Below are 7,905 nucleotides of genomic sequence, written 5' to 3' on the forward strand. Positions count from 1 at the left end.
CTTTTAACACTATGTTGTTCTTTTATTGTATCACAGTATTATTTTTCTTGGTATTTTTTATTAAAAATTTTTGTTAATTTATTTCCAATAGAAGCAGTCAAAAAACATGGAAATTAAAACCCTTTTTTATTTAAATTCTATAAATTTTCTCTTACGTGCACTGAAAATTTGCTCCGACGACCTCGCACTCATCGCAAATTTGCATATAGATAGTACCCTCGCCGTCTATCAAAGCACCAAAAGGAATTTGCGCTAGATATTTCATCGTTTTACCGCATTTTGGACAGGCTAGATACTCCGCATCTTGCACCCACTGCGGATATCCACCAAGCAAAATTTCACCATCGATCATAGCCGCATAATGCATACAGACCTCGTTTGCTAGCTCAAATTTTTGCCCGTCAAGCGTTGCCACAGCCTCTCTTACATAGTCTTCGCTCTCGCCCTCGCCTACCACTTCTGTTTGCACGCTTTTTCCGTCATTTTGGCAAAAGTACTGCACAAAGCCCACGCAGGTCGGACAAAATTTAAGCACAGCGTCATTTTTAAGTTCTAGCCCAAATCGCTTTAGGCTCTCCTTTTTGATGCTAAACTCAACTATCTCGCCACTACAAAATTTACACTTTTCATCATTTGCTGCTTTAAATTTAACGCTTGCGTCTGCATTTTTGCTTGGCTCGCAAACAAAACACTTATCAAAAACAAGGCTTCTTCTATTGCCACTGCTATCAAAGCTCCAGCCAGCGCTCTGCGAGTATGCGTCAGTGTCGGCATAAAGCTTCGTCTTCCAAGGCTTTGGCGCACCATAAAGCCTAAAAAATAGCTCTCTCACCACCTCATCGCCCTGCCATGCAAGTGCTGATAGGATGTGATTTAGTTTGACTATATTTTCTTCGCTTGAAAGCCTGCTTATAAGCTCATCTCTGATCTTTGTTGAAGCCTTTTTGTAAATTTCAGGTGGGTAGTACTCGCCGTTTTTTGTAAGCTCATTAATGATCTGCTCATCGCAAATGCCGTGTAGATAAAAAATATATGTGAGGTCGCTGTAAATTTCATCAAATTTATCTAGCTCGTCAATGTGCGCAAGGATATTTTTCTGCCTCTTTTTGATCTCGTCTTCGCTTAAGCCCTCATAAAACTCCAGCTTCTCTTTTTGCCTGCAACAGTAGCAGATCCCGTCAAAGTAAATCGTCCTTTGCTTGCACTTAGGACAAAGATGTGGCTCGCCCCTTTTTTCTCCAAATTTAAATTTTTCTACTCAAAAAACCCTTTTTCGATATCGATCTTGACGTTAAAGGTCTCAAAACACTTCGCACTTGCGATCCTGCCCTTTGCGGTGCGCTCGATAAAGCCATTTGCAAGCAGATATGGCTCGATGACGTCCTCGACCGTGCCCTCGTCCTCACTAAGTGCCGCTGCGATCGTGCTAAGCCCCATAGGACGGCGCCTTGCTTGCATTAAAATCTCCAAATACCTAATATCCATCTCATCAAATCCAAGCGAATTTACACCAAGAGCGTTTAGCCCCTCTTTTGCGCGTTCGTGGCTGATAACTAGCTCGTCATTTACCTCGGCAAAGTCGCGGATACGCTTTAGCAGTCTAAGAGCGATCCTAGGCGTGGCACGTGAGCGTTTGGCGATCTCAAGCGAGGCGTTTTTGTCGCACTCTTTGCCAAGTTTGGCAGAGGCTATTTGCACGATACGGCTTAGCTCGCTACTTGTGTAAAACTGCAGCCTAAAGTCCATCCCAAAGCGGTCTCTTAAAGGCGCTGAGATCATGCCCGCACGTGTCGTTGCGCCAATAAGCGTAAATTTTGGCAAGTCTATCTTGATAGTCTGAGCTGCAGGCCCTGAGCCTATGATGATGTCTAGCCTAAAGTCCTCCATCGCAGGGTAAAGCACCTCTTCGATAGCTGGGCTTAGGCGGTGGATCTCGTCGATAAAAAGCACGTCGCCCTCTTGTAAATTTGTAAGGATCGCCGCCAAGTCGCCGCTCTTTTCTATCATCGGCGCTGCGGTCATCTTGATACTTACGCCCATTTCGTTTGCGATGATGTGAGCAAGGGTGGTTTTACCAAGTCCTGGAGGGCCGTAAAATAGCACGTGATCTAGGCACTCATTTCGTTTTTTGGCTGCTTTTATAAAGATGTCTAAATTTTGTTTTATCTTTTCTTGGCCGATGTAGTCTTCAAATTTTGTCGGTCTTAGCGAGACTTCAAAGTCGTTTTCAAAGCTTACTTTTTCGATTTCAACGATTCTATCCAAAGTTTTTCCTTCTAAATTTAAGGCTTCATTTTACGCTTTTATGCTTAATCTAAGCTCGTTTAAATTTGTAGTAAAAGGTGCTGCCCTCGCCATAAACGCTATCAACGCCGTATATGATGTCGTGTTTTTGGCAAATTTCACTGACGATATTTAGCCCAAGACCAAAGCCACCTTGAATTTCATCCTCTCTGACGTATCTTTTCCAGACCCTTTTGACGTCCTTTATCCCCTTGCCAAAGTCCTGCACGCTAAGCTTTATGCGCTCTGCTTCAAGCTCTAAATTTACTATTATCTCGCTCTCTTTTGGGCTGTATTTTATGGCGTTTGTGATGGTGTTGTCGATGATACGTTGAGCTTCGACCTTGCTTAGCATAGTAAATGCCTCACTTGCTAAATTTGTCTTTATCTCGATGCTCTTGACATCAGCCACGCTTGAGAGAAATTTCACTCGCTCTTTAACATACTCGCCTAAATTTAGCCTCTCAAGTGGAAATTTGATGTAGCCACGCTTTATGAAATACTCGACATCTTCGTAGGTTATCTGCATCTGTTTTAGGGCGTTTTTGATGCGGGTTATATACTTGTTTTCAAGTCCAAGCATCTCAAGGTTCATGCCAGCTACGCCAAGGGGCGTCTTTAGCTCGTGCATGGCGTCGTTAAAGAAGTTGTTCATATACTTTTGAAACTCTTTGTAAGGCTTAACGCTGCTTAGATATAAAAAATATACGATAAAAAGCACCGCCACAAGGATAACAAGCAGCATAAGAGCCGTTAAAAAGATGTTCTTTTTGTTATCAAGCTCCTTTTCAACGACTATGTAATAAGGGGTCTTATCTTTTATAAAAAAGCTCTTGTAAAAAAGATACCCGCCCTCTTCTAGAGTTACAAATTTAAAGCTGCTTGGCTCTTTGACGAGAGTTGAGATGACTGGTTTAAAATTTACGTCGTAGATAGCAAATTTATATTTTAATGAGCTAGCTATATTTTCGTTTTTTAGAAACGAGTTTTTGATGATGGTTTCATGCCTCATAGCACCAAAAAGGGCTTTTGAGCTGCTATCTTTTTGGCTTAAATTTAAGATCACAAAGCTTTGAAAGCAAAAAAGCGACATTATGACAAATGTCGCTATGATCTGTATCTTAAAGCTCTTGTGCATCTATCTTGTAGCCTATGCGCCTCTTTGAGATGATAAAGTTATTATTTGTCTTATTTCTTATCTTTAAAACGTGCATTCTTATATCAGCGCCCTCGATATCTTTGTCGTTCCAGACAAGATCTCTAAGCTCCTCCATACTGACGTAAGAATTTAGGTGCGAGACCAAGCACTCGACCAAAGCGACCTCTTTTGCACTAAGATCAACCATTTTGCCGTTTTTTAGTAGCACACGCTTGTTTAGATTAAAGCTAAACTCTTTGTTTATCTTAACTATGTTCTTATCGTCGGTGCCATAGTATTTTCGCATAAGCTCAGCAACTCTAAATTTAAGCTCAGCAAGCTCAAACGGCTTTTTTAGATATTCGTTACAGCCAAGCTCGTATCCGATCGCCATATCGTCTATATCGACTAGAGATGTTGTTATCATGATAGGAGCGCTTGGATTTAGACTTCTTATATACTTGATGACCTCGTGTCCATTTACACCAGGCACTTTTATGTCAAGTATAAAAAGGTGATAGAAATTTTTTTCTATCAGATCACAAGCCTCTTGTCCATCACTAACCGCACAAACCTCATAACCTAGCGTCTGCAAAAATTCGCAGACGCTCTCTTGAAACCCTAAATCATCTTCTAAAAGCAAAATCTTCAAAATGCTCTCCTAAAAAACAAACTTTAATAAGAATTGTATCTATTGTAATACTTAATAGGTAAATTCCAAATTAAAATTCTTTTTTAAGTATTAAATAAAAATTTGACCTGCGTAAACTATGTAACATCTTAATAAAAAGACGCCGCAGATAACAAAAATAGCGTTTAGAACTGCGATCTCACGTTTGAAATCATGCGCTTTTAAAACGCTTAAGTCTAAAATGATAGGCAACGCCATACCAAAACCAATAACACCTACATAAAACATCAAGCCAAGAGAATTTGCGCTTAATGCGTTTGCAACTGTGTTTGCGCCGCTTGCACTTGCATTTGAAACAAGCACAAAAAGAGCAACTACAAGTAAAAACTCAACTATTATCGCAAAAAAGTCAAATTTTAATAAATAGTGTGCAGCATCGTTATGCTTTTTTTCTTTGTCTTTTAGCACGCCGATTAGTAGCGTAAATGCGCCAGCACAGCTTAAACCAGAGACTAAGAATAATACTGGTAGAACTGGTGTGTTCCAAAGTGCTATCTTATGAGCTGCGCTTAGCAAGAAGCCTGTATATGCACCAACGCCAATGCCAAGGATGAAAAGTAAAATTCCTATTAAACCTGAAAGTTTTTCAGCTATATTTGCAACCACGTCGCAGATAGAAATTTTAAGTGCGGCGATCTCATTTTTAAATGCACCAACTGCGTAGATAACGCTTAGCGGAGTATAAACTAGAAGCAGCGCAACACCTATTGACATAACTGAGTCGAAGTTGTAAAGCAACAATATCCAGTAAAAGCTTAGCGGTTTACCAAGGTCAACTACCAAAAGCGCAAGACCAAAGATGATCGCCACTGGAGCGATAAGAGCGGCTGCTTTGAAGTAGTGGTTATCTTTGCCGTATTTGCCAGCTAAAAGCACTGCAACGATACTAGCACCTGCACTAAGTCCTGCTAAAAATAGATAAAATGCTATTGGCCAGCCCCAGTAAATTTCAGTGTACTGAGCTAGACTTCCTGACATGCTATTCATTGTGTGCTCCTTTTGTGTTTGCGATCATTGCAAGTAGAGGTTTTGTCTTTAACTCCTCTTTTGGCAAGTAGTATTTTGACTCTTTTAGTAGTTTTGATACTTTAGAATTCTCATCGTTGATATCGCCAAAAGTTAGTGCATTTGTAGGGCATACGCTCACACATGCAGGGTCTTTGCCCTCTTCTAGTCTGCTCTCGTAGCAGAATGTACATTTACCTATCTCACCATCAGGCAACACAAAACGTGCATCGTATGGACAGGCTAGGATGCAGTATTTGCAGCTAACGCAAGTCTTGTGATCAACTAAAGTCACGCCGTCTTTTGTCTTAAAGCTAGCTCCAGTTGGGCAAACCTCAACACAAGGCGCATCTTCACACATAACGCAGCTTTGGCGTAAGAAGTCGGTCTTTAGCTTTGGAAAAGTTCCGCTCATCTTCGCATGTACTTGCAAGCGGTAAACGCCCATTGGTACTTTGTTTGCACTTCTACATGCTACCGAACAGCCTTGGCAGCCTATGCATAAATTTTCATCATGTATCATCATATATTTTTTCATTTTCTAATCCTTACGCTTTACTTATGCTAACGCCAACGTTTGTGACCATAGTTGCAGCTACTGGGCCCTCTGCTGGGTCAAGAAGCACGCTTGTATTTAAGCCAACGTGGTTGATAGTTTTTAGGCCTGGGGTGATGTGTCCAAAGCCGTGGTAAACAAAGAGTGTATCCTCTCTGATGCCCTCTGTTAGCATTAGATGACCTTTTTGCTCGCCAAATTTGTTTTTGACAAGGACTGTGTCGCCATCTTTTAAATTTTTCTTTTTCGCTGTATTTGGATGTATCCAGATCGGACTATCACTCATAAGGTCATTTAGATAAGGAACAGCTTGTGTGTGGCCGTTAGTATGGATAGGTGTCTTGCCGCAAGTTAGGCATAGATCGTGTCCATCAAAAGTATCCATATCTTTGTCATTTAGTGCACCATATCCTGCAAACTGCTCTTCAACATCCGGTAAGAATAACTCTATCTTGCCGCTCTTTGTTTTAAGCTTCGCCATATCGTCCATCAGGCCATTTTCACCAACAAATTTAGTTGCGTTTGGATATTTAGCTACAAATTTCTCGATCATGCCTTTTTCTCTAAATAAAATGCCCGGCTCATCCCATGTGATATAGCCATCTTTTTCTAGCGCAGCAAGTAAATTTGCATCTCCGCCAGCTTGTTGCATTCTAAACTCACGCATATCATTCCATGTATAAAGCTCGTCTACCTTCAAGCGGCGTGCTAGCTCTCTAAAGATAAATGCCCCATCTTTTGTATCGCCAACTGGATCAACTACCTTATTTCTTATCATGTAAGCTGGTTTTAGACCTGACTTATCCTCGATACCTTCGTCGCGCTCTAGGTAGCTGCTCTCAGGCAAGATAACGTCCGCAAATGTCGCCATATCATTTAGATAAACGTCACTTACTACGATAAGATCAAGCTTTTTCATAGCCTCGATACTCTTCATCGTTCCAGCCACGTTTATAAGGTGGTTAAATCTTATATTGAACCAGCCCTTTATCTCGTATGGTTTAGAGCTTAAGATCGCTTCATTGATATCCATTAAAACGCCGTGTTTTCTGCTTACAAATTTATGCACTCCAGCGTCGCCTGCGAAGTCTAGTCTGGTAACTTTTGGCACTTTAAATTTATCATCTGGGTTTTTAAGAACTGGAAATTTATCCTCACCAACTAGCTTGTTAAAGGTTTTAGCATTTTTGCCACCAAAAAGACCACCTTTGACCTCCCAGTTGCCCATCATAGCATTTGCAACCATGATGGCTTTTGTCCTCATGTATTCAGCTCTTGTCGTGGTGTTATTATGTCCAAAATCAAAAATAACTCTTGGAGCAGCTTTATAAATTTCATCAGCGATGCGTCTGACATCACTTGCTTTTATGCCAGTGATGCTCTCTTGCCACTCAGGTGTTTTACCCTCGACACTTTTTACGATCTCATCAAAGCCGATTGTAAATTTCTCAATAAATTCTTTATCATAAGTGCCATTTTGTATCCAAGTATTGATGAGTGCTAGCACAAATGCTAGATCAGTGCCAGGTTTAACTGGTAGCCACTCATCGGCCTTTGAAGCTACAACGCTAAATCTTGGCTCAAGCACAAGTAGCTTTGTATCCTTGCTGGCTGCAAATTTAGCAAGCTTTTTAGCGTCAGCTATAACGATACCTTCAAATAGGTTGTGACCAAAATTTACAACGTATTTTGCGTTTGCAAAGTCTCTTTTTAGCTTAGCTATGCCATACATCTGCTCGCAAACCATTTGATAGGTTATCGGGCAGCTTGAAAAGTGTGAAAAGCAGTTTGGTGAACCGTAAGCTGAGGCAAAATTTACCATTAGCTTATGGGTCTGAGAGCTTTTACAGGTAAATACAAAGCTTTCAGGGCCATATTTTTGTTTGATCTCTTGCATTTTTGTTGCAACATAATCAAGCGCCTCGTCCCAGCTAACTTCGCGCCACTTGTTCTCGCCTCTTTCGCCGGCTCTGATTAAAGGTTTTTTGATCCTGTTTGCATCATAAAGCTGACTAAGACCTGAACCGCCCCTTGCACAAAGAGAGGTTGCTGTGCCACCAGCTTTTGGATTGCCACTTAAAAAGCGAACTTTGCCATCAACGACTTTTGCCTCGATAGGACACCTTGAAGAGCACATCTCACAAAAGCTATGAACGTGCTTTTCGCCTTCATTTGCAGCACCTTGCAAAGCACCACCTGATAGAGATGATGCAGCTGCGCTAACTCCTGCAC

Annotated in this window: 7 protein-coding genes; all 7 read right to left on the reverse strand. The window is 41.1% G+C overall.

The features are described from left to right. Positions 1-151: 151 nt before the first annotated feature. A complete protein-coding gene (locus Q0296_RS03465) occupies positions 152-835 on the reverse strand; it encodes a hypothetical protein (protein ID WP_298036559.1) in 684 nt (227 codons plus the stop codon). 419 nt (positions 836-1,254) lie between these two features. Further along, on the reverse strand, positions 1,255-2,265 hold the full coding sequence (gene ruvB, locus Q0296_RS03470; protein WP_298036562.1) for a Holliday junction branch migration DNA helicase RuvB: 1,011 nt from the start codon (positions 2,263-2,265) through the stop codon (positions 1,255-1,257). Positions 2,266-2,314: 49 nt separating this feature from the next. Further along, entirely contained in the window at positions 2,315-3,421 is a 1,107-nt protein-coding gene (locus Q0296_RS03475) for a HAMP domain-containing sensor histidine kinase (protein ID WP_298036565.1), read from the reverse strand. Continuing rightward, entirely contained in the window at positions 3,405-4,073 is a 669-nt protein-coding gene (locus Q0296_RS03480; RefSeq protein WP_298036568.1) for a response regulator transcription factor, read from the reverse strand. Before Q0296_RS03480 ends, Q0296_RS03475 begins: the two co-directional genes overlap by 17 nt. A gap of 90 nt (positions 4,074-4,163) precedes the next feature. Further along, entirely contained in the window at positions 4,164-5,099 is a 936-nt protein-coding gene (gene nrfD / locus Q0296_RS03485) for an NrfD/PsrC family molybdoenzyme membrane anchor subunit (RefSeq protein WP_298036571.1), read from the reverse strand. Beyond that, positions 5,092-5,655, reverse strand: coding sequence for a 4Fe-4S dicluster domain-containing protein (locus tag Q0296_RS03490; RefSeq protein WP_298036574.1), 564 nt, complete (start codon positions 5,653-5,655; stop codon positions 5,092-5,094). The genes nrfD and Q0296_RS03490 overlap by 8 nt, the downstream gene beginning before the upstream one ends. Positions 5,656-5,665: 10 nt before the next feature. Further along, positions 5,666-7,905 (reverse strand): thiosulfate reductase PhsA (gene phsA / locus Q0296_RS03495; protein ID WP_298036576.1); only part of this gene is annotated, 2,240 nt, incomplete at its 5' end.

Source organism: uncultured Campylobacter sp. (assembly GCF_937890585.1).
GTDB lineage: Bacteria > Campylobacterota > Campylobacteria > Campylobacterales > Campylobacteraceae > Campylobacter_A.

Bases quoted from the DNA above. Each gene is read 5' to 3' on its own strand.
- Q0296_RS03475 (WP_298036565.1), bottom strand. From the start codon at position 3,421: ATGCACAAGAGCTTTAAGATACAGATCATAGCGACATTTGTCATAATG.
- nrfD (WP_298036571.1), bottom strand. From the start codon at position 5,099: ATGAATAGCATGTCAGGAAGTCTAGCTCAGTACACTGAAATTTACTGG.
- Q0296_RS03490 (WP_298036574.1), bottom strand. From the start codon at position 5,655: ATGAAAAAATATATGATGATACATGATGAAAATTTATGCATAGGCTGC.